The organism is Vannielia sp. SX4 (assembly GCF_052828525.1).
In genome coordinates, this window is the sequence record NZ_CM128247.1 from 3,987,306 (window position 1) to 4,010,614 (window position 23,309).

27 protein-coding genes are annotated in these 23,309 nt (G+C 66.4%); 13 read left to right on the forward strand and 14 right to left on the reverse strand.

The annotated features are described in order from the left end of the window. Positions 1 to 38: 38 nt before the first annotated feature. From ACUXVX_RS19735 to ACUXVX_RS19775, 9 genes are all read right to left on the reverse strand, one after another. Positions 39 to 659 carry a LysE family translocator gene (locus ACUXVX_RS19735; RefSeq protein WP_446309636.1) on the reverse strand — a complete coding sequence of 207 codons (621 nt, stop codon included), beginning with the start codon at positions 657 to 659 and terminating at the stop codon, positions 39 to 41. Then, positions 656 to 1,165 (reverse strand): DUF1697 domain-containing protein, encoded by a 510-nt coding sequence (locus tag ACUXVX_RS19740; protein ID WP_446309637.1) that lies wholly within the window; start codon positions 1,163 to 1,165, stop codon positions 656 to 658. Before ACUXVX_RS19740 ends, ACUXVX_RS19735 begins: the two co-directional genes overlap by 4 nt. Before the next feature lie 5 nt (positions 1,166 to 1,170). Continuing rightward, positions 1,171 to 2,289, reverse strand: a complete 1,119-nt coding sequence (recF, locus tag ACUXVX_RS19745) for a DNA replication/repair protein RecF (RefSeq protein WP_446309638.1) — start codon at positions 2,287 to 2,289, stop codon at positions 1,171 to 1,173. Between the two features lie 31 nt (positions 2,290 to 2,320). Next, on the reverse strand, positions 2,321 to 3,439 hold the full coding sequence (gene dnaN / locus ACUXVX_RS19750) for a DNA polymerase III subunit beta (protein WP_222471980.1): 1,119 nt from the start codon (positions 3,437 to 3,439) through the stop codon (positions 2,321 to 2,323). A gap of 183 nt (positions 3,440 to 3,622) precedes the next feature. Further along, positions 3,623 to 5,038: a chromosomal replication initiator protein DnaA gene (dnaA, locus tag ACUXVX_RS19755; protein ID WP_222471979.1), complete on the reverse strand. Its 1,416-nt coding sequence runs from the start codon at positions 5,036 to 5,038 to the stop codon at positions 3,623 to 3,625. Between the two features lie 571 nt (positions 5,039 to 5,609). Then, entirely contained in the window at positions 5,610 to 5,876 is a 267-nt protein-coding gene (gene rpsT, locus ACUXVX_RS19760) for a 30S ribosomal protein S20 (RefSeq protein WP_222471978.1), read from the reverse strand. Positions 5,877 to 6,128: 252 nt separating this feature from the next. Continuing rightward, positions 6,129 to 6,905 carry an enoyl-CoA hydratase gene (locus ACUXVX_RS19765; protein WP_222471977.1) on the reverse strand — a complete coding sequence of 259 codons (777 nt, stop codon included), beginning with the start codon at positions 6,903 to 6,905 and terminating at the stop codon, positions 6,129 to 6,131. A gap of 64 nt (positions 6,906 to 6,969) precedes the next feature. Then, the gene (gene mutM, locus ACUXVX_RS19770) at positions 6,970 to 7,821 is read right to left on the reverse strand and encodes a bifunctional DNA-formamidopyrimidine glycosylase/DNA-(apurinic or apyrimidinic site) lyase (RefSeq protein WP_446309639.1); all 852 of its coding nucleotides are present in this window, start codon (positions 7,819 to 7,821) and stop codon (positions 6,970 to 6,972) included. Between the two features lie 61 nt (positions 7,822 to 7,882). Continuing rightward, complete coding sequence (locus ACUXVX_RS19775) at positions 7,883 to 8,584, reverse strand: hypothetical protein (protein WP_446309640.1); 702 nt, start codon at positions 8,582 to 8,584, stop codon at positions 7,883 to 7,885. Positions 8,585 to 8,669: 85 nt separating this feature from the next. On the opposite strand from ACUXVX_RS19775, the gene ubiE reads away from it, so the two are divergent. After that, positions 8,670 to 9,422 (forward strand): bifunctional demethylmenaquinone methyltransferase/2-methoxy-6-polyprenyl-1,4-benzoquinol methylase UbiE, encoded by a 753-nt coding sequence (ubiE, locus tag ACUXVX_RS19780; protein ID WP_446309641.1) that lies wholly within the window; start codon positions 8,670 to 8,672, stop codon positions 9,420 to 9,422. Positions 9,423 to 9,428: 6 nt separating this feature from the next. After that, positions 9,429 to 10,961 (forward strand): 2-polyprenylphenol 6-hydroxylase, encoded by a 1,533-nt coding sequence (gene ubiB / locus ACUXVX_RS19785; RefSeq protein WP_446309642.1) that lies wholly within the window; start codon positions 9,429 to 9,431, stop codon positions 10,959 to 10,961. 220 nt (positions 10,962 to 11,181) lie between these two features. On the opposite strand, the gene ACUXVX_RS19790 is transcribed toward ubiB, so the two are convergent. Then, positions 11,182 to 11,928 carry a flagellar hook capping FlgD N-terminal domain-containing protein gene (locus tag ACUXVX_RS19790; RefSeq protein ID WP_446309643.1) on the reverse strand — a complete coding sequence of 249 codons (747 nt, stop codon included), beginning with the start codon at positions 11,926 to 11,928 and terminating at the stop codon, positions 11,182 to 11,184. 12 nt (positions 11,929 to 11,940) lie between these two features. Beyond that, entirely contained in the window at positions 11,941 to 13,554 is a 1,614-nt protein-coding gene (gene fliK / locus ACUXVX_RS19795) for a flagellar hook-length control protein FliK (protein ID WP_446309644.1), read from the reverse strand. Between the two features lie 73 nt (positions 13,555 to 13,627). On the opposite strand from fliK, the gene ACUXVX_RS19800 reads away from it, so the two are divergent. The 6 genes from ACUXVX_RS19800 (at position 13,628) to ACUXVX_RS19825 (ending at position 18,279) form a co-directional block, all read left to right on the forward strand. Continuing rightward, the gene (locus tag ACUXVX_RS19800) at positions 13,628 to 13,912 is read left to right on the forward strand and encodes a rod-binding protein (protein ID WP_446309645.1); all 285 of its coding nucleotides are present in this window, start codon (positions 13,628 to 13,630) and stop codon (positions 13,910 to 13,912) included. Further along, a complete protein-coding gene (gene flgN / locus ACUXVX_RS19805; protein WP_446309646.1) occupies positions 13,905 to 14,258 on the forward strand; it encodes a flagellar export chaperone FlgN in 354 nt (117 codons plus the stop codon). Before ACUXVX_RS19800 ends, flgN begins: the two co-directional genes overlap by 8 nt. A 287-nt stretch (positions 14,259 to 14,545) precedes the next feature. Beyond that, the gene (locus ACUXVX_RS19810) at positions 14,546 to 16,138 is read left to right on the forward strand and encodes a flagellin N-terminal helical domain-containing protein (protein WP_222496589.1); all 1,593 of its coding nucleotides are present in this window, start codon (positions 14,546 to 14,548) and stop codon (positions 16,136 to 16,138) included. Positions 16,139 to 16,241: 103 nt separating this feature from the next. Further along, positions 16,242 to 16,667 (forward strand): flagellar biosynthesis regulator FlaF, encoded by a 426-nt coding sequence (gene flaF / locus ACUXVX_RS19815; protein ID WP_446309647.1) that lies wholly within the window; start codon positions 16,242 to 16,244, stop codon positions 16,665 to 16,667. Beyond that, entirely contained in the window at positions 16,664 to 17,116 is a 453-nt protein-coding gene (flbT, locus tag ACUXVX_RS19820) for a flagellar biosynthesis repressor FlbT (RefSeq protein WP_446309648.1), read from the forward strand. The genes flaF and flbT overlap by 4 nt, the downstream gene beginning before the upstream one ends. Continuing rightward, positions 17,116 to 18,279, forward strand: coding sequence for a DUF1217 domain-containing protein (locus ACUXVX_RS19825; RefSeq protein ID WP_446309649.1), 1,164 nt, complete (start codon positions 17,116 to 17,118; stop codon positions 18,277 to 18,279). Before flbT ends, ACUXVX_RS19825 begins: the two co-directional genes overlap by 1 nt. A gap of 34 nt (positions 18,280 to 18,313) precedes the next feature. Here the strand turns inward: ACUXVX_RS19825 and ACUXVX_RS19830 are convergent, their stop codons facing one another. Then, positions 18,314 to 18,556, reverse strand: coding sequence for a hypothetical protein (locus ACUXVX_RS19830; protein ID WP_222496593.1), 243 nt, complete (start codon positions 18,554 to 18,556; stop codon positions 18,314 to 18,316). Positions 18,557 to 18,706: 150 nt separating this feature from the next. On the opposite strand from ACUXVX_RS19830, the gene ACUXVX_RS19835 reads away from it, so the two are divergent. The 5 genes from ACUXVX_RS19835 (at position 18,707) to alaE (ending at position 21,328) form a co-directional block, all read left to right on the forward strand. After that, positions 18,707 to 19,420 (forward strand): M48 family metallopeptidase, encoded by a 714-nt coding sequence (locus ACUXVX_RS19835; protein WP_446309650.1) that lies wholly within the window; start codon positions 18,707 to 18,709, stop codon positions 19,418 to 19,420. A 110-nt stretch (positions 19,421 to 19,530) separates the two neighbouring features. Further along, positions 19,531 to 19,893 (forward strand): diacylglycerol kinase, encoded by a 363-nt coding sequence (locus ACUXVX_RS19840; RefSeq protein WP_222471963.1) that lies wholly within the window; start codon positions 19,531 to 19,533, stop codon positions 19,891 to 19,893. A gap of 54 nt (positions 19,894 to 19,947) precedes the next feature. Next, positions 19,948 to 20,289, forward strand: a complete 342-nt coding sequence (gene lfb1 / locus ACUXVX_RS19845) for an LIC10280 family protein (protein WP_446309651.1) — start codon at positions 19,948 to 19,950, stop codon at positions 20,287 to 20,289. Between the two features lie 78 nt (positions 20,290 to 20,367). Next, positions 20,368 to 20,730 carry a DUF6455 family protein gene (locus ACUXVX_RS19850; protein WP_446309652.1) on the forward strand — a complete coding sequence of 121 codons (363 nt, stop codon included), beginning with the start codon at positions 20,368 to 20,370 and terminating at the stop codon, positions 20,728 to 20,730. Positions 20,731 to 20,920: 190 nt separating this feature from the next. Further along, the gene (gene alaE, locus ACUXVX_RS19855) at positions 20,921 to 21,328 is read left to right on the forward strand and encodes an L-alanine exporter AlaE (RefSeq protein ID WP_222496598.1); all 408 of its coding nucleotides are present in this window, start codon (positions 20,921 to 20,923) and stop codon (positions 21,326 to 21,328) included. Here alaE and rimO read toward each other — a convergent pair. Together rimO and ACUXVX_RS19865 are read right to left on the reverse strand one after the other, a co-directional pair. After that, positions 21,325 to 22,701 (reverse strand): 30S ribosomal protein S12 methylthiotransferase RimO, encoded by a 1,377-nt coding sequence (rimO, locus tag ACUXVX_RS19860; RefSeq protein WP_446309653.1) that lies wholly within the window; start codon positions 22,699 to 22,701, stop codon positions 21,325 to 21,327. The two genes, alaE and rimO, sit on opposite strands and share 4 nt — an antisense overlap. 7 nt (positions 22,702 to 22,708) lie before the next feature. Continuing rightward, on the reverse strand, positions 22,709 to 23,221 hold the full coding sequence (locus ACUXVX_RS19865) for a GNAT family N-acetyltransferase (protein WP_446309654.1): 513 nt from the start codon (positions 23,219 to 23,221) through the stop codon (positions 22,709 to 22,711). Positions 23,222 to 23,309: the final 88 nt, after the last annotated feature.

Consider the following 23,309-nt stretch of genomic DNA (forward strand, 5'->3'; position numbering starts at 1 on the left):
ATACCGGGCAAGCCCCTGAACGCCAGTGACGTTTTCCGTCAGGTGAACGGAATGATCAGTCCCACCACGATCAGCAGGCTCCCCGCCACGATGTTCGTCCGACGCAGCGCCTTCGGCGACGCGAGCAGCCGCCGCGCCCGGTCGATCATCAGCGCGAAAAAGAGGTTGCCCACCAGCGGCACCACCGCAGAGATCGCCGTGATGGTCGCAATGTCGCCCCATGTCACCTGCGTGAGGTCAAAGAACCCCGGCAGCACACCCATGTAGAACAGGATCGCCTTTGGGTTGGCCAGAATCACCGCCACGCCCGCCGCGAACCCTGCCCACATGCCGGGGCGGGTCAGGCGGCTGTCGGTGGCAATCGACTTGCTCGCATTCCGTAAGATCAGCGCCCCCATCACGAGGAAGATCGCGGCGGCGACGAACTTCAGCACGGTCATGAAACCGGCAAAGACGGTCGTCACCCACGTGATCCCGTAGATCGCAAGGAAGGGCCACAGCACATCGCCGATGACCACGCCCATCGCCAGCGGCCATGCCGCATGAAAGCCCCCCGAAAGCGCCCGCGCGGTGAGCGCCATCCACACCGGGCCAGGGGTCAGAAACAGGATCAGGAGCGCAAAGGCATAGAGCCCCAGCTCGGCAGGAGTGATCGTCATGGCGCGTCCAGCATCTCCGCGAGCTTGGCGACGGTCGCAAAGTTGCGCGCCGTGGCGGGTGTGCCCAAGAGCCGCTCTACCTTGGCCGGAAACTTCGATTTGCCCATGCCGTTCGGTGCATGAAAGTAGAGCACCCTGCCCAGCAGCTCGGCCCGTTCTCCATTCTCCAACGCCTTCTCAACCGCCAGCATGTCAGCCGCAGGTTGGCGCGCGCAGAAGAAGTAATGCAGCAGCTTCGGCGTCTCCCGCGCCTCCTTGAACGGGTCCGCCTCCATCGCCGCCCGCCAGTCATCTGCCCCGATCAAAAGGCACGCGGGCCGAAAGCCGAACCCTGCCTCGATCGCCGCTTCGATCTCCTCCACATCAGGCGCATCGCTCAGCACCACGTTGCCCGACTGGATATAGCTTTGTACCCCCGTGGCCCCTAGACCCTCCAGCAGCGCCCGCAGCTCCGCCATCGGCAGCTTGCCGTGGCCGCCCACGTTGATGCCCCTCAGCAGCAACACCTGCCTCACACCGTCACCTCGCTGACGGTCGAAATCCCGCCGTCTTCCGTCACCTCGAAATGCTGCGCCTTGCCGCCCAGCTCCTCGAACAGCTCCGCCCCGGTGCCGGTCATGAAGGCCTGCGCGCCGAGCCGCTCGATCTCGGCATAAAGTGCTGCCCGCCGCCCGGCATCCAGATGGGCCGCGACTTCGTCGAGCAGCAGCAGCGGCGGCGCGCCGAAGTCCTCCGCCAGCGCCCGCGCATTGGCGAGGATCAGCGACAGCAGCAGCGCCTTCTGCTCCCCTGTCGAACACAGCCGCGCGGGCGTGCCCTTGGCGATATAGGTCGCATCAAGGTCGGCACGGTGCGGCCCGGTCAGCGTACGAGTCGCGGCAAGGTCACGCGCCCGGCCCTCGGCCAAAGCAGCCACCAGCGCCTCCGCCTCCCCCGGCGCATCGCAGGCCGGCTCAGGGTGGGTCAGCACCAGTTCAGCCGCCGGAAAGGCCCCATCCGCCTCCCCCTGCGCCTCGGCCAGCCGCGTGAGCGCCTCTTCCCGGTTCCGGTGAATCCGCGCGCCCTCTTCGCCCATCCGGGCCTCCAAGGCGGCGTACCAATGGGCGTCGCGCACCATGTCCTTCAGCAGCCGGTTGCGCTCGCGCATTGCCTTCTCATAGGCCAGCACCGCCTCGCCATGGGTCGGCTCGAAGCTCAGCACGATCCGGTCCAAGAAGCGCCGCCGCCCCTCCGCCCCCTCGATCCAGAGCCTGTCCATCGACGGCACCAGCCAGACGACCCGCGCCAGCCGCCCCAGCGCCACCTGCGCCGCGGCCTTCCCGTCGATCTTCACCGCCCGGCCCGTGGCCCCCGCATCGGCCCACGTCTCCAGCTCGTGCATATGCCCCAGCGAGACCAGATCCGCCTTCACCTTCCAGCCCAGCGCCTCGGGCGCGCGTGCCATTTCCTCGGCAGAGGCCCGGCGCAGCCCGCGCCCCGGCGAGAGCATCGACACCGCCTCCAGCACGTTGGTCTTGCCCGCCCCGTTCGGTCCCCAAAGGGCGACCGGGCGGCCATCCAGCACCAATTCCGCCCGGCGGTGCGAGCGGAAGTGCGAGAGGGTCAGGGATGTGAGGGCAAGGCGGGGCATCAGCGTTGCGCGGGCCAAGACCCGCGCGACCTCAAACCCGCATCGGCATCACGACATAGAGCGCCGAGGTGTCGGAGCCTTCGCGCATCAGGGTCGGGTCGCCCGCGGAGTTGAACATAAACACCGCGTTCTCCCGGTCCACCTGGCTGGCGATCTCGGTGAGATACTTGGCGTTGAAGCCAATCTCCAGATGCTCGTCGCCATAGGCCACCGCTAGCTCGGCCGAGCCCGCGCCGCTGTCGGGCGAGTTGACCGACAGCACCAGCCGGTCTTCGTCGAGCGAGAGCTTCACCGCGCGGCTGCGCTCGCTGCTGACTGTCGACACCAGGTCGACAGCCTTGGCGAACTCGGCGGCATCCACCTCGAGCTTCTTGGTGTTCCCGGTCGGGATGACGCGGGTGTAATCGGGGAAGGTGCCGTCAATCACCTTGCTGGTCAGAGTGATTTCGGGGGTGGCAAACCGCACCTTGGTCTCGCTGACCGACACGGCAATCTGCGCCTCGTCGTCATCCAAGAGCTTGCGCAGCTCGCCCACCGTCTTGCGCGGCACGATCACACCAGGCATCGTCTCGGCGCCCTCGGGCAGCGGGGCATCCACACGGGCCAGCCGGTGACCATCGGTCGCCACGCAGCGCAGCGCCTGCCCGTCCTCGCCGGTGGCCACATGCATGTAAACGCCGTTAAGGTAATACCGCGTTTCCTCGGTCGAAATCGCAAACTTGCTCTTGTCGAACAGCCGCCGCAGTGTGGCCGCACCGGCGCTGAAGTTGGCGCCGTATTCGCTCGACGCCATGACCGGAAAGTCCTCTTTCGGCAGGGTGGCGAGCGAGAAGTTGGAGCGCCCCGCCTCCACCGTCAGCCGGCCAGCGGCAGAGTCGTCAGAGAGTTGCACCTGCGCGCCATCGGGCAGCTTGCGGACGATCTCGTGCAGCGTTACCGCGCTCACCGTCGTCGCGCCCGCCTTCTCGACCATCGCCGGGGCCTTGTCGACCACCTCGATATCAAGGTCCGTCGCGCGGAACTGCACGCCATCGCCCTCGGCCTCGATCAGCACATTGGCCAAAATCGGAATGGTATTGCGTCGCTCCACAACCGATTGCGCCTGCGCGATGGCCTTCAGCAGAACGGCCCGCTCGATCGAGAATTTCATTGCTCAGTCCCCCATGGTGCCGGGAGGCGCAGACTATGCAAATCCCCCCCGCAGGCAAGTTGTTTCTCGCAGTTTCGTGAGTTTTGCAGGGGCGTCAAGGGCACCTCCTGCAACAGCTCCGGCGGGGCTTGGTACCACCGCCGGATTTGCGCCTTGAGGTGGGCAATCCGCCCACCGCCCGGCTCAGGCTTCCAGCATCCGCTTCAGCATCTCGATATCATCCGCGAGCGTGCTGTCGGTCTGGATCATCTCTTCGATCTTGCGCACGGCATAGAGCACCGTGGTGTGATCGCGGTTGCCAAAGCGGCGGCCGATCTCGGGCAGCGAGCGCGAGGTCAGGCCCTTGGCGAGGAACATCGCAACCTGCCGCGGGCGGGCAATGGTGCGGTGCCGCTTGGGGCCATTCATGTCGGAGATGCGCACATTGTAATGCTCGCACACCCGGCGCTGGATCTCTTCGATGGTCAGCTTGCGCTCGGAGGCGCGGAGCAGGTCGGCGAGGCACTCCTGCACCATGTCCAGCGTCACTTCGCGGCCCACGAGGTTGCCGAAGGCGAAGATCCGGGTCAGCGCGCCTTCCAGCGTGCGGACGTTGCCGGTGATCCGATGCGCGAGGAACTCCAGCACATGCTTGCCGATCTCGAGATTGCCATAGTGGCTCCGGTAGAAGTCGGCCTTCTGCTGAAGGATGCCGAGGCGCAGCTCGTAATCGGTCGGGTGCAGGTCCACCACGAGGCCAGAGGCCAGGCGGCTGGCGATGCGGTCTTCGATCTTCTTGATGTCATGCGGCGCACGGTCGGCGCTGATGACGATCTGCTTGCCCTGGTCGGAGAGCGCGTTGAACGTATGAAAGAACTCTTCCTGCGTGCTGTTCTTGCCCGCGAAGAATTGCACGTCATCCACCATCAGCACATCGACCGAGCGGAAGGCTTCCTTGAACTCGTGCATGCCGTCTTCGCGCAGCGCGCGGACAAAGCGATACATGAACTGGTCGGACGACAGGTAAACCACCTTCTTCTCCGGGCAGTTCTCCTTCAGCGCCCATGCGATGGCATGCATCAGGTGGGTCTTGCCGAGGCCGGAGCCGCCATAAAGGAACAGCGGGTTGAAGGTCAGCGGCCCGCCTTCGGACACACGGCGCGCGGCGGTGTAGGCCAGTTGGTTCGGCTTGCCGACAACGAAGCTGTCGAAGGTGAAGCGCTCGTCGAGCGTGGCGCCGGGCTGGTCATCGTCATGGGAGCCATTGGAGGTGTCGGAGCCAGCACCCGCGGCGGCGGCAGGACGGCCCGCACCCTGAGAGGCAGCTTCCTTGGCGGGCGCATCGGCAGCGGCGGGGGCGGCAGCGGCCCCACTCCGGGCGGACGGCACCCGAAACTCAAGCCGGCGCACCTCGAGCCCGTCGCGGCTCATGTGCTTCACGATGGTGTCCGAGAAGTTCCGGCTCACCCAGTTGCCAAAGAAGTTCGTCGGAACCTCGAAATGCGCAACGCCGTCTTCAAGGCTGTTCAGCTTGAGCGGCTCGATCCAGGTCTTGAAGTTGTTCTGCCCCACCGTCGACTTCAGCGACTGACTGACCTGGCCCCATCTGCTTTGTGGCATCCGAATTTCCCGTCCCTTTTTATGTTTGTTTCACACCCAAACAAACCGCCCCTGCCAAATCACGGCGGCCCGCACACATGCGGCCCACGTCATAAGGGGTAAAAAAGGCAATGCCGTGCCATGACCCGGCACACAGAAGTGCGGGTCGCTCGTGCGAGCATTCAAAAGGCAGACCTCCCGGGCGCAAGCCTTGCCCGGCGGCCAGTGACATCATCTTCGGACATGTTGCGTCAGCAGCAGCGTCACCAGCAGAACGGCGTTACCCCATTCCTCTGGCGTCAATTTGACAGCAACCCGTCTCCGTCCGTTTGTCTCGGTGCAGCGCTTCCCCAGAAGCTCCGAAACTGGCCGGAAACGACCATGTCCCCCCTAGGCGACGTGAATCGCAGGACCGGTGATAGCAAGCGCCCGCGCGGCCCGGCAACTGACCTTTTGACTTGACTCAATCTTTTCCGGAGCGAATCTCGCCACCTCTCTGAAAGCCCTAGTTTTTAGGGCTCTCGCGCTTTGTGAGAACAAAAAAGGGCGCCAGCCCGAAGGTGGCGCCCCATGGCATTTATGTCGCAGCGACTCAGGCGCCGATGGCCTTCACGCGGGAGGTGAGGCGCGACATTTTCCGTGCAGCGGTGTTCTTGTGGTAAACACCTTTGGTCACGCCACGCATCAGCTCGGGCTGGGCGGCACGGAGGGCAGCGGTGGCCGCATCCTTGTCACCGGAGGCGATCGCTTCCTCGACCTTGCGCAGGTAGGTCCGGATCCGCGAACGGCGGGCTTTGTTGACGGCAAAGCGGGCTTCGTTCTGGCGGGCGCGTTTCTTGGACTGGGGCGAGTTGGCCATGTGTGTGTCTCTCTTTCGTCGGGTCTTGCCTTGGTGCGGCGTTCAAAACTGAATTGCGCGGGAAGAGCCCGACCCCGGGTTCGCTACCGGGCGATTCTGGCCAGAGCGGGCCTCACACGCATGTATCGGCGGGCGTTTACACGCTTGGGCGGCCGTTGCCAACCCCGTTGTGTATCGCCGCCGCCCTGCGGTGCTCACCGCACCGTAGGGTGCGCATTCATAGCGCACCTGTCGAGGCGCACCACGCGCCCACTACTTGTCGCGGAACTGCGGCTCGCGCTTTTCGAGGAAGGCCTTCATGCCCTCCTTCTGGTCCTCGGTGGCAAACAGCCCGTGGAACAGCCGCCGCTCAAAGAGCAGCCCCTCGCGGAGCGGCATCTCGTAGGCGCGGTTGACCGCCTCCTTGGCCGCCTTCACCGACACCGCCGATTTCTCGGCGATCTTCTGGGCCGCCGCGTTGGCCTCGTCCATCAGCTTCTTGGCGGGCACCACGCGGCTGACCAGCCCCGAGCGCTCAGCCTCCTCGGCATCCATGAACCGCCCCGTCAGGTGCATGTCCATCGCCTTGGCCTTGCCGACAAAATGGGTGAGCCGCTGGGTGCCGCCGATCCCGGCGATGACGCCAAGGTTGATCTCCGGCTGGCCGAACTTGGCGGTGTCGGCGGCAATGATGAAATCGCACATCATCGCCAGCTCGCAGCCGCCGCCCAGCGCATAACCCGAGACGGCCGCGATGATCGGCTTGCGGCAGGCCAGGATCCGGTCGATCTGGGCGCCGAACATGTCGCCCATGAAAACATCGACAAAATCCTTGTCGGCCATCTCCGAAATATCCGCCCCGGCGGCAAAGGCCTTCTCCGAGCCGGTCACGATGAGGCAGCGCACCCCTTTGTCGGCATCGGCCTCTGCCACCGCATCGGCCAGCTCGCCAATGAGCTGCGCATTCAGCGCATTCAGCGCGTCAGGCCGGTTGAGGCGGATGGTGCAAACATGATCGGAGGTTTCGACGGCGATCGTTTCATAAGCCATGGATGGCTGTCCTTTCGGTCGTGCCAAGCCTCCCTTTGTTAGCAGGGTCAGGCTGCTCTGCAAGTTATCTTTGACACGAGCCGCAGTAGAAAGTTGAGCGCCCCGATTGCACGATCCGGCGGATCGTGCCGCTGCAACCGGGGGTGGAGCACGCCGCGCCCTCGCGGTCGTAGGCCGCAAAGCGGTGCTGAAAATATCCAAGCTCGCCAGAGGCTTGCCGATGGTCGCGCAGGCTGGAGCCGCCGGCCTCGATCGCCTCGCCCAGAACCTCCCGGATTGCGGGCACAAGGCTGGCCACGCGCGCCGGGCCGATCTTGCCCGCCTTGCGCACCGGCGAAATCCCGGTGCGGTGCAGCACCTCGCACACATAGATATTGCCCAGCCCGGCGACGATCTTCTGATCGAGCAGCGCGGCCTTAACGGGCGTGTTCTTGCCCCGGAACGCCGCCACCAGATGGTCTTCGTTGAAGCTGTTGCCCAGCGGCTCCGGCCCCAGCCCGGCGAGCAGCCGGTGCGCCTCGGCCTCTGCCGTGGCGACCATGTCCATCACCCCGAAACGGCGCGCATCGTTAAAGGTCACGCGGGCGCCGTTCTCCATCTCCAGCACCACATGGTCATGCTTCTCCGGCGCCGGATGCGCGTGGTGAAACACCCCCAGCCCCTCGCCGCTTACCCGCATTCGCCCACTCATGCCGAGGTGAATCAGCAGCGTCTCCCCACTGTCGAGATCGGCCAGAATATACTTGCTCCGCCGCCGCAGCCCGAGCACCCGGCGGCCCGTGAGCCTCCCGGCCATGCCGGGCGGAAACGGCCAGCGCAGCCCCTCCCGGTTCACCCGGGCCTCGGCAATCACGGTGTTCTCCATGGCGGGCAGCAGACCGCGGCGCACGGTCTCCACCTCGGGCAGTTCGGGCATATCGGCTCCGGCTCAGGCGTCTGGCGCCAAACCTAGCCGCCCCGCCGCGCCCCGCAAGCCCTTAGGCAAAAGCGCCACGCCCGTCGATCACGCCATGGGCACGGGTCAGGAAATCACTCATGCCGGTGAGATATTTCTGCACCCGCATCGTTTTGCCATCCGCCCCGGTCAGGCGAAACACGCCATTCCCCTCGTCCCGGATATCCACAAGATCGCGCCAGGCGATCTCGCGGCGAAACTGGATCAGGCTCTGCGAGATGATCACATCCCGGTCGTACCGCATCTCGAAGCTGAACACATGGGCAAGGCCGAGCAGGCCAAAGCCCACCACAGCGGGCTTCACGAACAGCGCCACCTGCGGATCCAGCCCCATATCCATGAAGAGCAGCGCCGCCACAGCCGCGCCGCCAAGCACCACCGTCGACAGGCGCATGCCCCACGTGGTGCGCATCACCGTGGTGCCAAGCGACTCCTCCGCCGCCCGCGCCATCCCGCGCGAAGCCAGCGGCGCGATATCGCCCCGCCCCATGAATCGCGCGCCCATCGTCTGCCGGACGCGGCGGCCAGAGGCATCCTTCGGCGCGGTGACATCCTCCAGCTTCCGCACCCCTGCGCGGATGAGCATGCCGGGGATCACGTAGAAAACCAGAATGTAGCCGAGGATCAGCGTCAGGATCAGCACCACGGCCAGCGCCACGGCGATCAGCGGATACTCCAGCGCCAGCAACAGCAGCTGCATCGCAAATTGGTCCCGCTCGTCCATTCCTCGCCCTCCTGCGCGCATCTGGCGCGTTTGTATCCGGTGGAAATTGCCTATATCCGGTTTGCGAACAAAGTTGGGCAAGCCCATGGCAGACGACGGAAAAACCACGCATTTCGGCTTCACCGAGGTGCCCGAGGCCGAGAAGGCCGGCAAGGTGCACGGGGTCTTCTCCTCCGTGGCCAGCAAGTATGACATCATGAACGACTTGATGAGCGGCGGCATCCACCGGCTTTGGAAGGACGCGATGATGGATTGGCTGGCCCCCCGTCCCGGCACGCGCCTGCTCGATGTGGCCGGCGGCACCGGCGATGTGGCCTTCCGCTACCTCGGGCGCGCCGGCGAGGGGGCAACCGCCACCGTCTGTGACATGACCGAGGCCATGCTGGTCGAGGGCCGCAAACGCGCAGAAGCCGCCGATCTGGCCGAGAAACTCGACTGGGTGGTGGGCGATGCGATGGCCCTGCCCTTCGAGAGCAACAGCTTCGACACCTACACCATCTCCTTCGGCATCCGGAACGTGACCCGCATCGGCGACGCGCTCTCCGAAGCCTACCGCGTGCTCCGCCCCGGCGGGCGGCTCATGGTGCTGGAGTTCTCGCAACTGCCCAACCCGTTGATGCAAAAGGCGTATGACGCCTATTCCTTCAACGTCATCCCGGGCATGGGCAAGCTGGTGACGGGCGACCGCGACAGCTACCAGTATCTCGTGGAATCAATCCGCAAGTTCCCGCCGCAGGAGGAGTTCGCCTCGATGATCCGCACCGCCGGCTTCGAGCAGGTGAAGTATCGCAATCTGACCTTGGGCGTCGCCGCCCTGCACTCCGGCTGGAAGCTCTGAGGGGCGATGCGCGGGCCGCATAACATCTGGCGCCTGATCCGCACCGGCGCGACCTTCGAGCGCACCGGTGCGATGGGCGTGGCGCTCGAGGCGATGGATGCGCCCCGCCCCCTCCGCGTGGCCGCCCGCGTTTTGGGCTGGCCGTTCAAATGGCTCGGCCACAAGGGCGACCCGGCCCAGCCGCCCGTGACCCGCGCCCTCACCGCGCTCGGCCCAGCCTACATCAAGTTCGGCCAAATCCTCTCAACCCGCCCCGATGTGGTCGGCCCCGAACTGGCCCAACAGCTCATGGTCCTGCAAGACAAGCTGCCCCCCTTCCCCCGTGCCGACGCCATGCGCGTGGTCGAGGCCGAGCTGGGCCAGCCGGTCGAGGCGATGTTCTCCGACTTCTCCGAGCCGGTCGCCGCCGCTTCCATCGCGCAGGTGCACAAAGCCACGCGGGTCGAGGATGGCCGCGAAGTGGCCGTCAAGGTGCTGCGCCCCAGCATCGAGCGCGCCTTCTCCCGCGACATCGACGCCTTTTACTTCGCCGCCTCCATGATCGAGGCCCTCTCCCCCGCCTCCCGCCGCCTGAGGCCCCGCGATGTGATCGCGCATTTCGAGGGCGTCGTGGCGGGTGAGCTCGACATGCGGCTCGAGACCTCCGCCGCCTCCGAATTTGCCGAGAACACCGAGGGCGACGAGGGCTTTATTGTGCCCCGCCCGTTCTGGCCGCTCTCCGCCCGCCACTTGATGACGCTGGAATGGGCCGAGGGCATCCCGCTCAACGACCTCGCCGCCATCGACGCCGCTGGGCACGACCGCGTGGCCTTGGGCGAGCGCGTGCTCTCGCTCTTCCTGCGTCACGCCCTGCGCGACGGCCTGTTTCATGCCGATATGCATCAGGGCAACCTCAAGGTCGCGCCCGGCGGCGAGATCATCGCGCTCGATTTCGGCATCATGGGCAGGATCGATGAATATACCCGCCGGGTCTATGCCGAGATCCTCATGGGTTTCATCCGCAAGGACTACAAACGCGTGGCCGAGGTGCATTTCGAGGCCGGCTACGTGCCCGCCGACCGCGATGTAGACGAGTTCGCGCGGGCCCTGCGCGCCGTCGGCGAGCCGATCTTCGGGATGGATGCGACCCATATCTCGATGGCGCGGCTGCTCTCCTATCTCTTCGAGGTGACCGAGCGTTTCGGGATGGAAACCCGCACCGAGCTGATCCTGCTGCAGCGGACGATGGTGGTGGTCGAAGGCGTGGCGCGCTCGCTGCATCCCAACATCAACATCTGGCAGGCAGCCCGCCCGGTGGTCGAAGACTACGTCAAGCGCAACGTGGGCCCCGCCGCGCTGCTGCACGATCTGAAGGAAACCGCCCGCGTGGCCATCCGCTTCGGCCCGCGACTGCCCGCCCTGCTGGAGCGCGCCCTGATCGCCCAGGCCACGCCCCCTCCGCCGCGCCCCGCGGGCAACCCGCTCTGGCGCCGCCTCACATGGGCCGCCCTTGGCGCCGCCGCCGCCCTCGCCGTCGTCGCCCTGCTCGACGGCTTCTGACCCCGCCAGCCCAAGCTGCCGCCGGTCTGACTCTTCAGTGGCCTTGCTCCGCTCGGTTTGCTTCATCAATGCCTCGCTGCGCTCGGCAGGCCCCTCGTGGCCTCGCTTCGCTCGGTCTATCTGGCAGCCTCGCTTCGCTCGGTCATCCGTGCAGCATAGCTACGCTCGGCTGGGTGAAGCTCAGGCTCGCGCCGCTCGACGTCACCCCGCCCCGAAAACCCTACCAGATCGTCCCGCTGGAATACTGCCGCCGTGCCATTGCCGCAGCGGCCCCCTCCTCTCCGCCAGCATCGGAACTTTGCTCGTAAACCACCGGAAACCGCAGCGCCGTCACGCTGGAGGCAGGCACCGTCGCGCCGCTGTTCAGCAGCAGCACCGTCTCGCCATTTTCCAGTCGCGCCTCCTCGACCCGAGCATAAACCTGCGCCTCCGAGGTGCCGATCAACTCGTCGTTCTGATAGCTCTCGACCGTGAAGCTGTAGATCCCATCGGCAAAGGGTGCGCCGCTGTCATCCGTGCCTTGCCACACATGGTAGGGGGCCGTGGTGTCGATCATCAGGCGCTGCCGCTCGATGCCGAACTCGTCTCTCACGACCAGCACGCCCGTGTCGGTGCCCTTATCGACATCCAGCGTCATTTCAATCGGCTGGCCGGTGAAAAGCGCGGGCGCGGCGACCCGGGTTTCCATCCCCACGAAATTCGCAAGATCTGACATACCGGTCAGGCCCATCTGTGCGCCGAGCTGTTCCAACAGAACGTTTGTGCGAACCTGCTGTTCGACATTCGAGAAGGTCGCCAGTTGCACCGCAAAATCCGCGCTGTCGAGCGGGTTCAGCGGGTCCTGATTTTGCAACTGGGTCGTCATCATCTTCAGGAAGGTCTCGAAATCCGAGTTGATGTAGGTCTGGCTGGACCGAGCGCTGCTACCCGAGCTCAGGGTGGGTGCGGTGGCGGATGTGGTTTCCATCTGTCTGTCCTCTCAAAGCCGCAGGTCGAGGCCGGCCTGGCCGAGGCCGGGCGCCTGCGCCGCGGGTGTCGTAGTAGTGGCGGCGGTGCGAGCCATGTCATCGGCCCAGCCGACCCGCTCGCCCGAATGGCTCTCGCCCTGCATCTGCTGGCCAAAGCTGCCCTCGCCCCCGGCAAAGCTGAACTGTGCGCCCTCGTGGCCGAGCCTGCGCATTTCCTGCGCCAGAAGGTCGATATGGCGGCGCATCATCTCCAGCGTTTCGGGGCGCTCCGCAGCGACGACGACATGCAGCCCCGCCTCGCCCCCGCTGAACGAGAGCTTCAGCCGCCCCAATTCCTCCGGCTGAAGGCTCAGCTCAATTGGCCCATCTGGCAGCGGGCGGGAAACCTCGGCAATCTGCATCGCGACCGCCTGCGCGGTGGCGGCAGCGGACTGTTGCACCGGCGCGGCAGGCATCCCAGTTGGCGTGGATGCGGCTCGAATGTCCTGCACCAGCGGCATCGCATCCACAGCAACCGGCTGCACCGTCACGGGGATTGGCTCAACGGCCACCACTGGCGCTGCGACCGCCACTGTCGCACGCGCCACCTCAGCAACCGGCGCCGCCTGCTCTCCGCGCGCCGCGTCCACCCGCCGGACCTCCAGTTTCGGGGGCAACTCGCTTCGCTTGAGCACCTCGGGGACCGGCTCGGATTGCGCCGCCTGTTCCGGCAACACACGCGATTCCCCGGCCCCTCCGGGCGGAATGGTCGGCGGTACCACAGCCCCGCGCACCGGTTCAGCATCCGACACGGGAGCCAGCAGTGAAGCCGCCCCTGTGACAATCTTTCGATCCTCGACCGAAACCACCTCGTCTCCAGAAGGCGCTTCAAGGACCCGAAGCGGGTCCACGGCGGTGCGCCTCGCCACCTCCGGCGATGCGTTGACCGCATCAACCACCGGCCAGTTCATCTCTACCGGCCTGACCACAACCGGCGAAGCCGACACCGCTGCAACCGCCTCCGCGCGACCGATCCGCGTAGGCATATCGCCCCGCGCCGGTGTCGCCCAATGCTGTCTCGGTGCGCGTATCACTTCTGGCCTTCCGATCACCGTCCCCTGTGCCGGGCGCGGGGCCGAGGTCTCCACAGCCTTGCGGCCCTCGACCGCCCCAAGGATCAGCTCGATCAGTGAAGGAGGAGCCTCACTCGCGCGCGCCTGCGCGGGGCCAACAGCCTCCGCACGGCCAGCCACGACTTCAGCCTCCGAATCAACCTCGGCAATATCGCTCACCTCGCCAGCCGCGACTCGCCCCTCTATATTCTCCGCGGCGACTTCCACGTCCTCTGCCAACACTCCTGCGTCGCCCACATCCTCCTCCGCATAGTCAACCGCCGCCACGATCCCGGCGACCGCATCGGCGGCCTCCTCCTCTACGCCCTCGGCCTCCAGCGTCGCCAGCACCGTCGCCCAGTCAGGCCCGGCGTCTCCCGCCTTGCCGCCCTGCCCCGAAGGCACCGCACCGCGCCCGGCCGTTGCGCCGGGGGTCACTGCAAAGATCGCCAATTCCGACAATATCGCATTCTGCATTTCCAACCGATCCTTCTGGTCAACCTGATCCTTCTGGAAGTCAGGTGCAGATTGCACGCCTTTGGTTACCGATCCTTTACCGCTTTCTGTCCTAATGCCTCAAAATCGCCGTAATTCGAAAAGGGCCACCATGCCGCCGATTCCACCGATTGCCCCGCCTGCCCCAAGCCCCGCCTTGGCGGAACGCGAGGCGCAACTGCGCAGGTTGTCGGTGGACCTGGAGGCCAGCTTCCTTTCGGAGATGCTGGCGCAGGCCGGTCTCGGCGAGTCGCGCGAGTCGTTCGGCGGCGGGGTCGGGGAGGATGGGTTTGCCTCGTTTCTGAGGCAGGAGCAGGCGAAGGCGATGGCCCGGCAGGGCGGGATCGGCCTCGCCGAACATATCTTTGAAAGTCTGAAGGCGCGAAACAATGTCTGAAAACACTGAACTTTTCGAACGGGCCCAGGCCCTTATGGAAGCCGAGCGCGAGGCGTTGAAGGCGGGCGATTTCACCAAGCTGGAGGCGCTTTATGAAGAGAAACACAGCCTCCTGAAGGAGATCGAAGCCCAGGCCGACACACTGACCCGTACCCAGCTCGAGGCGCTCTCGGTCAGCTCGCGCGGCAATGATCGGCTGCTTGATGCCGCCCAGCGCGGGCTGCGGGCCGTTGCCAGGCGGCTCAGCGAGACTCGGCGCGCCGCCGAGCATCTCGATACCTATACCGACAAGGGCAAGCGGCAGGATCTGGGCCCGGCGAAATCCAGCTTCGAGCGGCGCGCCTGAGCCCGGCGCGCCATGCACGATATACCGCTGCCGCATCCCTATTGGCAGACGTCAATTCCGGCGGCGGGCAATCCGACAATTCAAAACAAACTGTTCTGAAATTCGGCCGATGGAATGGGGAGGTATTAGCAATCCATTAAGCTCACTGAGGCAGGTTCGCCCACGCACCTTCGTGGGTGGCGCGGCCCGGCCAAAGGTCCGCAACACGGTGAAACCGGAACCGGTTGCCCCTCGGGGCGACTTTCCGAAATGGCGCAAAGCGCCCATCTGAAAGGACCAAGTGAACCATGTCCAGTATTCTGACCAACACCAGCTCGATGGTGGCCCTGCAAACGCTCCGCGGTATCAACATGAACCTCGAGCAGGTGCAGGCCGAGATCTCGACCGGCAAATCGGTCGGCTCCGCCCGCGACAACTCCGCCATCTGGGCGATCTCGAAGGTGATGGAATCCGACGTGCGCGGCTTCAAGGCCATCTCCGAGAGCCTGTCTCTCGGTGAAAGCACCGTCGCGGTGGCCCGCAACGGCGCCGAAACCGTCACCGACCTGCTCGTGCAGATGAAAGAGAAAATCGTCGGCGCGCAGGAAGAGAACGTCGATCGCGAGAAACTTCAGGCCGACATCACCGCACTGAGCGACCAGATCGCCTCGGTCGTGGGGGCGGCCCAGTTCAACGGGCTTAACCTGCTGTCGGGCACCGAAGACGTCAACGTGCTGTCCTCGCTGGACCGCAGCTCCGACGGCTCCGTTGTGGCCTCCGACATCACCGTTGCCCGCCAGGACCTCAGCTATGAGGCCGGCGTCATGGGCACCGGTGCGTCGCTCGTCGGTGGCGCAGCCCTAACCGCAGCGGATGCCGCTGCCTCCGGTGGCAACGTCACGGTGCAGGCCGGCGCCGGGCAGAACGCCGATGACAGCTCGACCCGCGATTTCTCGAACACCGGGAACGAGATGGAAATCACCATGAGCACCGCTCAGTCGATCGGTGATGTCTTCAACCTGCAGATCAACGGAACCACGGTGTCCTACACCGCGGATTCGACCACGTTGAACGATGTGTCCGCCGGTCTGACCGCGGCCATCAACGCTGCTGGCATCGATGACATCTCGGCCGAGGTGACGGGCGCGGTGATCACCATCACCTCGACCTCCGCCTTCGACGACATCGAGATCAACGGTGACACCACCTCCGCCACCACGCAGTTCTCTGCCGATGTGGAAGGGGTCGCAGCCACGGCCGCCGCCGCCAGCTTCTCCGGGGCCAACCTGCAGGCCCGCGCCTCCGAGGTGACCTTCTCGGCGACCTCCGGCGTCAGCGAGGGCGATGGCTACCGCGTCTCGATCGGCGGCACCAACTACGACTACATCGCCGGCAAGGGTGAAACCTTCGAGGATGTGGTCAAGGGGCTGAAGATCCAGATCGACGGCTCGGGCCTGTCCGATATCTCGACCAACGTCTACCAGGATGACGCCACCGGCTCGTGGGTCCTCCAAGTGGACAATGACGGCGCCGCAATGGCTCTTCAGGTCAACGGTCTGGCCGATGGTGAGGCCACCGGTGGCCTGGCCGGTGTCGACAATATCGACGTGACCACTGATGAGGGTGTCGAGGCCGCTCTGGCCAACATCGAAACCTACATCGACAGCGCCATCGAGGCCGCTGCCAACTTCGGTTCCGTCGAAGGCCGGATCGAGACCCAGTCGGAGTTCATCTCCAACCTGACCGACAGCCTGACAGCCGGTATCGGCAGCCTCGTGGACGCTGATATGGAGGCCGCCTCAGCCCGCCTCCAGGCGCTTCAGGTGCAGCAGCAGCTGGGTGTCCAGTCGCTCTCCATCGCCAACCAGGCGCCGCAGTCGATCCTGTCGCTGTTCCGGTAACCTGACCACGGGCGGGGCGCCCAATGGACCGGGCCAAAACGGCCCGGGGCGCCCCGCCCACGCTCTCCTCACCTAAGTTTCCCTCGCGTGGAAGGACAGAGCCTTGAACTCCGCACAACTGGCGCAAAGCGCCTACTCCTCCGGCCAGCAGGCCCCGCTGCGCACCCATCGCGGCACCGAATACGCAGCCTTCAGCCGGGTGACCGCCCGCCTCAAAGGCTCCAGAACCTTCAACGCGCTGGCCACGGCCGTGCATGAAAATCGCCAACTCTGGACGGCGCTCGCCGCCGATGTGGCCGACAATGACAATGGCCTCACCCCCGATCTGCGCGCCCGCATCTTTTACCTCGCCCGCTTCACCGCCCAGCACTCCTCCAAGGTGCTGCGCCGCAAGGCCAACGTGGTGCCGCTGATCGAGATCAACATGGCCGTCATGCGCGGCCTCGGCAGCGCACCCGCCCCCGCCGCGCCCAAGGCCACAGGGGCCCCCGTGGCAAGTGCCGCCGCCGCGGGCGGAGCGGTCAAATGAGCGGCCTCGTCCTCAAGCTGAGCCCCAAGGAGCGGGTGCTGATCAACGGCGCAGTGATCGAAAACGGCGACCGCCGCTCGCGGCTCTCCATCGTCACCCCCGGCGCCAACATCCTGCGGCTGCGCGATGCGATCCACCCCGAGGAGGCCAAGACCCCGGTGAAACGGGTGGCTTACATCGCCCAGCTGGTTCTCTCGGGCGATACCGCGCCCGCCGATGCCAATGTCCAGCTGATGCGCGGGATCGAGCAGCTGAGCCAGGTCTTCACCGACCATGACAGCCGCAGCCAGCTCGACGCTGCCACCATGGCGGTGCGCGAGGGCCAGCATTATCAGGCGCTCAAGGCCCTGCGCACCCTCATCCCCCGCGAGGAACGGCTCATCGCGGCACAGGCACCGGCCACCAGCCCAGCCCCCGCCGCGCTGCCCCCCAGCGTCAAGCCCTCCTGATGTTCACCCCCATCGTCCCCCTTGGCGGCTCCCTCGGCTGGCAGTTTCTCCAGCGCACGCAGGAGAACCAGCAGGAGGCGCTCGCCAACTCGGCCACCGTCCAGCGCGACATGGCCGAGTTCGAGGAGCGCATCGCCAAGGTGAAGACCGCCGAGGATCTGGTCAGCGACTTTCGCCTGCTCCGCGTCGCCCTCGGCGCCTTCGGCCTCTCGGACGATATCGACAACAAGTATTTCATCCGCAAGGTGCTGGAGGAGGGCACAACCGACGAGCGCGCGCTCGCCAACCGCCTCTCCGACACCCGCTACCACGATCTCGCCAAGGCCTTCGGCTTCGGCGAGTACCAGACCCCGAACAACGGCTTCAGCGCCATCGAAGTCCAGATCCGCTCTGGCACAGATACCCTGCCGCCCCGTGCGCGGCAGGCGGCGGGCGATCAGGCGATGGAGCTGGTCTACACCCTCGATGAGCTGACCACCCTCATGGCCGCCGAAGAGCGCGATCCCGAGGGCGAGGCCGCCCTCCGCAAGGAAATTGATGGCCTCTGGTCCGATGTCATGGGCAACCCGCGCCTACGCACCTCCGTCCTCTCCGCCTTCAACGTGGCCGAGGGCTTCGATGCCCTGCCGGACGCCACCCAGATCGAGGTGCTGCGCCAGCGCATCGTTGGCCTCTTCGAGGGGCGCCCGGCCGAGCAGATGACCGGCTTCATCGACACCATCAAGGCGGCCTACACCACCCGCCAGTTCGAGCTGGGGGTGGGCGAGCAGGCGCAGGAGCTGCGCGTTGCCCTCAACTTTGAGCGCGAGATGCCGGGCCTCGCCGCAGACCCGGACGATGCCAACGATACCATGTGGTTCAAGGTCATGGGCACCTCCGCCCTGCGCGAGGTGTTCGACACCGCCTTCGGCCTGCCTGATGCCTTCCCCGCACTCGATCTCGACCGGCAGCTCGATGTTTACAAGCAGCGGGCGCAGGCGCTCTTCGGCAGCGATGATGTCTCCCAATTCACCGACCCGGAGGCGCGCGAAGAGTTGATCCGCCTCTACCTCGTGCGCACCGAGCTGAACGGCGGCGCCTCCACCGGCGGCGGCACCAGCGCGGCACTGCAAATCCTCAGCGGCGTCAGCTCCGGCAGCCTTTTCACCACGCTCCTGCGTTAATCCGCCCGGCAAACCCGGCGGCCCTTGGCCCTGCTCAGCCCTGCGAAGCGGGCCGCAGCTGATATACCCCTTCGGGCAGGTCCAGCGCCGCCGCCAGATCGCGGATCTGGGTGAGCGAAAGCGTGATCTTCTGCACCTCGTCCAGCCGCGTGTCGAGCTGCTCGACGGTCACGCAATCCTCGAAGGCCTGAATGGTCACATCCTCCTGAAGATGTGAGCCGCCTTCATCGACCAGTGTAATGACCGTCGCGTCGAATTCGTGTTCGATGGTAAACATATCCGCAGCCTAGCCCGGCCACCCGGGGCTGTCAGCCGCGAAACGCGCGGCCCCGGCAATGCGCCGCCGGGGGGCCTCTTGGGGCTACTGCACCCGCCCGCGGCCTGCTAGGCTCCCGTGCAACACCGAGCAGCCGAAATGAGGCCCCGCATGAAATTCCCCGCAATCGCGCTTGCCGCTGCCGCGCTTCTGGCCGGCTGCACCGAGATCACGGTGCCCGACCAGCCCCCGGCGCAGCCCGGCCCCGCCACCGCCACGCCCTCCCGCTTCGATGCCAACACCGCCGCCCGCAACTTCGTGACGGTGGTCAACCGGGTCGAGCCGGTGGCCGAGCGTGAGTGCCGCGCCCGCCTGCCCCGCGCCAATTGCGACTTTCTCATCATCGTCGATGACCGCCGCGGCCAGCCCGCCAACGCCTACCAGACCGAAGACAAGAACGGCCGCCCGGTGATCGCCTTCACGCTGGCGCTGATCGCCGATGCCCGCAATCAGGATGAGCTCGCCTTCATCCTCGGCCATGAGGCCGCCCACCACATCAAGGAGCACATCCCCCGCACTCGCGAGAGCGCCACCTTCGGCGCGCTGGTGCTGGGCACGCTTGTGGGCGTGGGCGGCGGCGGCGATGCGGCGGTCGAGGCCGCCACCCGCGTCGGCGCGGGCATCGGGGCGCGGCGCTTCTCCAAGGAGTTCGAGCTGGAGGCCGATGCGGTGGGCACCATCATCGCCAAGCGCGCCGGCTACGACCCGGTGCGCGGGGCGCAGTATTTCACCCGCATTCCCGACCCCGGCGATGTGTTCCTCGGCTCGCACCCGCCCAACGCCTCGCGGATCGAAACCGTCCGCCGCACCGCCGCCAACATGTAGCACCCCGGCGCCACCCCCGGGCAAATAAGTCCGCCCCGGGGGCTGCAGCTTCAAAACACGCGCCCTCGCGGCTATGTAAAATGGCAGGGGAACGGCGCGAGGCAGGCAGGATGTTGAAACAGCAGATCAGGCGCATCTGGCTCCGCACCCGCTGGAGCTGGGAGGGTCTGGCACACGTCTGGCACACCGAGCACTCGCTCAAGCAGTGGATCATCGCCTACGCCATCTCCGCCATCGTCGCCCTGCTGCTGCCCATCACCGCCGGTGAAACCGCCCTGCTGCTGATGGGCGGCGTGCTGGTCTTTGCCTTCGAATGCCTCAACACCGCCATCGAGCGCACGGTCGACCACATCTCGATGGAGCGGCACCCGCTCGCCAAACAGGCCAAGGATACCGCCTCCGCCGCCGTGGCGCTCTCGGCCGTGGCCCTCGCAATCGCATGGGTGGTGATCCTCGTGGGGCTTGCTCTCTGAGCCTCGGTGCGGGCACACTCGGCCCATTCAAAGCACCTATTCAGGACCAAGCCCATGTTGACCCGCCGCGCCCTCGCCGCCTTCGCCACCGCCACGCTCTGCGCCCTGCCCGCATGGGCTGAGGGCCTCTCCGGCAGCTACGCCGTGGAGGGGATGAACCCCGATGGCTCCAAGTACACCGGCACCGTCTCGCTGGTCGAAAACGGCGCATCCGTCAGCATGACATGGACAGTCGGCAGCAGCAGCTACGCCGGGGCGGGCCTTGTCGACGGCAAGGTCATCACCGTGCAATGGGGCGACCCCAACCCGGTCTACTACGTCATCACCCCCTCCGGCGAGCTGCACGGCACATGGGCGGGCGGCAAGGCGCTGGAGCGGCTCGTGCCCGCCAACTAGGCGGGTTGACCTGAGTCAAAGACCGCCCGCTCGACCGGGGGCAGACTGACGGCGCGAACCGGAGAAGGACGTGCCGCCATGAAACCCCTCGGAGACGAACGCACCCACTACCTGCTGGCCATGGGGATGGCCAAGGCCACCCGCACCGACCTCGCCGAGGCGATGGAGGAGGGCGCGCTCAGCCACGCGGGCTGGGCCGGGATGGTCACGAGCTGCCGCGGCTGCGACTGGGCCGACGGCTGCGCCGACTGGCTCGATGCCAACCTCGATGCCGCCCCACCCCAAGGCGCGGCCTGCCCACCCCGCTGCATCAACCAACGCCGCTTCGCCGAGTTGCGCCGCCGCTCGGCAGAGGCCCGCGCCGCCGCCGATGAGGCCGTGGAGGCCTCCACCCGCGCCATGGCCCGGGCCGACCGGCTGCTGAGGAAGGCGGCCAGCTGAGGCGGAGTGAACAACCAGACGTGCCGGCAGAGGGCGAGGGATGGAGCCAGCAAGGCCGCCCCGCTGGCACCCAAGGGGTCGGTGACTGGGGAGCCACCGACCCCTGTATGTTCTCGCCCCCTGCATGTTTCCGGTCCGCCCCCGCGCGCCAAGGCTTGGCAGCCCCCGGCCCAGCCGATAGAGCGATCCCATGCGCCTGTTTCTGGTCGATACCCTGACGGCGGTGCTGTTCTTCACCACCGTCGCCGCCCTCTCCGAGCTTCTCATCGCCGGAATGGCGCCCGCTGCGGTGCTTTTCACCCGCCTCGTGATGATCCCGGTGATGGTTGCCACGGGCCGCCCCTACGGCTGGTGGCGCGACACGCTCTTCCGCCGCTTCGCGCCCCGCCGCGCCGCCGCCCGCACCGCGCTCGACATCGCCGCCTTCATCAGCTTTCAGGCCCCGGTCTACGCCCTCACCCTGCTCGCCGCAGGGGCAACCGCGGCGCAGATCACCGCCGCCGTCGGCTCCGCCCTCGTGCTGATGGTGCTGCTGAGCCGCCCCTACGGGCTGCTGCTCGACTGGGCCCGCCGCGCCGCCGGGGTCACGCCGGCCTAGCCGACCCGCTGCCCCCAGAGGTCATATTCGCTGGCCTCATCCACATCGACGGTCACGATATCACCGGGGCTCAGCCCCTCGGTGCCCTCGTCGATAAAGAGGTTGCCGTCGATCTCGGGTGCATCGGCCTTGGTCCGGCAGGTGGCCACCCCATCGGCGTCCACCTCGTCCACGATCACCTCCATCCGCTGGCCGACCTTCGCCGCCAGCTTGGCCTCGCTGATCGCCTGCGCCTTCTCCATGAAGCGCGCCCAGCGCTCCTGCTTCACCTCATCCGGCACATGGTCCGGCAGCTCGTTCGACCGCGCCCCGGCCACGTTCTCGTATTGGAAGCACCCCACCCGATCCAGCTGCGCCTCGTCGAGCCAGTCGAGCAGGTGCTCGAACTCTTCCTCGGTCTCGCCGGGGTAGCCCACAATGAAGGTCGAACGTAGGGTGATCTCCGGGCAGATATCTCGCCACTCGGCAATCCGCTCCAGCGTCTTCTCGCCATGCGCAGGCCGCGCCATGCGCTTCAGCGTCTCGGGGTGCGAGTGCTGGAACGGGATGTCGAGATAAGGCAGCACCAGCCCTTCCGCCATCAGCGGAATGACCTGCCGCACATGCGGATAGGGATACACGTAATGCAACCGCACCCAGGCCCCCAGCCCGCCAAGGTCGCGCGCCAAGTCGGTAATATGCGCCCGGTGCCCGCGCTCCTCGGCGTGCTTGATATCTACGCCATAGGCCGAGGTGTCCTGCGAAATGACCAGAAGCTCCTTCACCCCGGCCTCCACCAGCCGCTCCGCCTCGCGCACCACCGCATGGGCGGGGCGAGACACCAGCCGCCCGCGCATGTCGGGAATGATGCAGAACTTGCACTTGTGGTTACAGCCCTCCGAGATCTTCAGATAGCTGTAATGGCGCGGCGTCAGGCTTACGCCGGAGGCGGGCAGCAGGTCGATGAACGGGTCCGGCGCGGGCGGCACGGCGGAATGCACCGCATCCAGCACCTGCTCGTATTGGTGCGGCCCGGTCACTGCCAACACCTTAGGGTGCGCGCCGGTAATATACTCCGGCTCCGCACCAAGGCACCCGGTAACGATCACCCGCCCATTGGCCGCCATCGCCTCCCCGATCGCATCGAGGCTCTCGGCCTTGGCCGAATCCAGAAACCCGCAGGTGTTCACGATCACCGCATCGGCACCGGAATAATCGGGCGAAATCCCGTACCCCTCTGCCCTGAGCCGGGTCAAAATCCGCTCGCTGTCCACCAGCGCCTTCGGGCACCCGAGCGACACCATCCCAATGCGTGGCTGCCCCTCGCGGGGGGCATCGCCAAACTTCGGAGCAGGGGCGAGATCGGGGCGCAGGTCGGGCGGATTGCTGGACATGGCCGCGCTATACAGCCGCTTGCCCCACGGCGGAAGGGGGCACGCTGCGGCGAAAGGTGATCGAAGTCGCCCGCTCGAACCCCTCATGCGCCGTGCGCCCGACCTCCACGAAGCCCAGCGCGGCAAAGGCGGCGTGGTTCTCCACCAGCTCCACCCGGCTCTGCAACTCCAGCGCCTCAAAGCCGCCGTCCCGCGCCATCTGCTCCGCCAGATCCACCATCTGCCGCATCAGCCCCTGCCCGCGCAGGGCCTCGGTGACGGCCAGCTTGCCAAGATACATCACCGGCCGCTTCGGCGCCGCGTAGCCGCAGGCCACGATCCGGGAGCCATAACGCACCAGCATCAGCACCTCGCGCTCCGCCTTCGCCTCCAGCCCCTCTGGGGTCAGCCCGGCGAGCGATGAGGGCGGGTCGATCCGCCCTTCCATGTAGGCAAAACTCTCCACCAAAAGCCGGTGCAACCCGCGCCAATCGGCGAAATCCGGCCCAGCCACCTCGGCCTGCATCTTAAAATCGCGCATCACCGCCCCCATATAGAGCCTTACGCCGCGGAAATTTCAGCCGCACCGGCGCAACAATTCATATCAGCCGCCCGGTCACGGGCGCAAA

Bases quoted from the DNA above. Each gene is read 5' to 3' on its own strand.
- ACUXVX_RS19735 (WP_446309636.1), bottom strand. From the start codon at position 659: ATGACGATCACTCCTGCCGAGCTGGGGCTCTATGCCTTTGCGCTCCTG.
- recF (WP_446309638.1), bottom strand. From the start codon at position 2,289: ATGCCCCGCCTTGCCCTCACATCCCTGACCCTCTCGCACTTCCGCTCG.
- dnaN (WP_222471980.1), bottom strand. From the start codon at position 3,439: ATGAAATTCTCGATCGAGCGGGCCGTTCTGCTGAAGGCCATCGCGCAG.
- dnaA (WP_222471979.1), bottom strand. From the start codon at position 5,038: ATGCCACAAAGCAGATGGGGCCAGGTCAGTCAGTCGCTGAAGTCGACG.
- rpsT (WP_222471978.1), bottom strand. From the start codon at position 5,876: ATGGCCAACTCGCCCCAGTCCAAGAAACGCGCCCGCCAGAACGAAGCC.
- ACUXVX_RS19765 (WP_222471977.1), bottom strand. From the start codon at position 6,905: ATGGCTTATGAAACGATCGCCGTCGAAACCTCCGATCATGTTTGCACC.
- mutM (WP_446309639.1), bottom strand. From the start codon at position 7,821: ATGCCCGAACTGCCCGAGGTGGAGACCGTGCGCCGCGGTCTGCTGCCC.
- ACUXVX_RS19775 (WP_446309640.1), bottom strand. From the start codon at position 8,584: ATGGACGAGCGGGACCAATTTGCGATGCAGCTGCTGTTGCTGGCGCTG.
- ubiE (WP_446309641.1), top strand. From the start codon at position 8,670: ATGGCAGACGACGGAAAAACCACGCATTTCGGCTTCACCGAGGTGCCC.
- ubiB (WP_446309642.1), top strand. From the start codon at position 9,429: ATGCGCGGGCCGCATAACATCTGGCGCCTGATCCGCACCGGCGCGACC.
- ACUXVX_RS19790 (WP_446309643.1), bottom strand. From the start codon at position 11,928: ATGGAAACCACATCCGCCACCGCACCCACCCTGAGCTCGGGTAGCAGC.
- ACUXVX_RS19800 (WP_446309645.1), top strand. From the start codon at position 13,628: ATGCCGCCGATTCCACCGATTGCCCCGCCTGCCCCAAGCCCCGCCTTG.
- flgN (WP_446309646.1), top strand. From the start codon at position 13,905: ATGTCTGAAAACACTGAACTTTTCGAACGGGCCCAGGCCCTTATGGAA.
- ACUXVX_RS19810 (WP_222496589.1), top strand. From the start codon at position 14,546: ATGTCCAGTATTCTGACCAACACCAGCTCGATGGTGGCCCTGCAAACG.
- flbT (WP_446309648.1), top strand. From the start codon at position 16,664: ATGAGCGGCCTCGTCCTCAAGCTGAGCCCCAAGGAGCGGGTGCTGATC.
- ACUXVX_RS19825 (WP_446309649.1), top strand. From the start codon at position 17,116: ATGTTCACCCCCATCGTCCCCCTTGGCGGCTCCCTCGGCTGGCAGTTT.
- ACUXVX_RS19830 (WP_222496593.1), bottom strand. From the start codon at position 18,556: ATGTTTACCATCGAACACGAATTCGACGCGACGGTCATTACACTGGTC.
- ACUXVX_RS19835 (WP_446309650.1), top strand. From the start codon at position 18,707: ATGAAATTCCCCGCAATCGCGCTTGCCGCTGCCGCGCTTCTGGCCGGC.
- ACUXVX_RS19840 (WP_222471963.1), top strand. From the start codon at position 19,531: ATGTTGAAACAGCAGATCAGGCGCATCTGGCTCCGCACCCGCTGGAGC.
- lfb1 (WP_446309651.1), top strand. From the start codon at position 19,948: ATGTTGACCCGCCGCGCCCTCGCCGCCTTCGCCACCGCCACGCTCTGC.
- ACUXVX_RS19850 (WP_446309652.1), top strand. From the start codon at position 20,368: ATGAAACCCCTCGGAGACGAACGCACCCACTACCTGCTGGCCATGGGG.
- alaE (WP_222496598.1), top strand. From the start codon at position 20,921: ATGCGCCTGTTTCTGGTCGATACCCTGACGGCGGTGCTGTTCTTCACC.
- rimO (WP_446309653.1), bottom strand. From the start codon at position 22,701: ATGTCCAGCAATCCGCCCGACCTGCGCCCCGATCTCGCCCCTGCTCCG.
- ACUXVX_RS19865 (WP_446309654.1), bottom strand. From the start codon at position 23,221: ATGCGCGATTTTAAGATGCAGGCCGAGGTGGCTGGGCCGGATTTCGCC.